The 281-nt window shown below is 51.2% G+C and carries 1 protein-coding gene; it reads right to left on the bottom strand.

Annotation, left to right across the window (positions count from 1 at the left end; genetic code table 11):
- A partial coding sequence (locus KI369_RS30105) for a hypothetical protein (protein ID WP_212959080.1) occupies nt 1–223 on the bottom strand: 223 nt, incomplete at its 3' end.
- Between the last annotated feature and the right edge of the window lie 58 nt (nt 224–281).

Below are 281 nucleotides of genomic sequence, written 5' to 3'. Positions count from 1 at the left end.
TCCACAGCACCGTACCCGCTACCGCTCCGCCGCCAACCAGTAACGCGTTGGTGCCATATTTCGTAAGAAGTTTACGTGCTGATTTATTTGCGACCAGCAGCCCAGCCAGTCCGCCTAATGCGCCTGGCACTAACAGTTTGCCCAATCCCTGATCCGCAGACGAGGAGGTAGAAGAACTGCTTTGCCCAAGCAGGGATTGCAGTTGATTTAACCAGTTAGCCATATTTGCTCCTCAATAACCATTTTTAGTGCCTGTAGCATAGCGGATGAGGATGTCAGAA

Source organism: Bacillus sanguinis, assembly GCF_018332475.1.
GTDB lineage: Bacteria > Bacillota > Bacilli > Bacillales > Bacillaceae_G > Bacillus_A > Bacillus_A sanguinis.
Note: the sequence above shows the minus strand (reverse complement) of the source record. Positions and strands in the feature narration are given on the sequence as shown.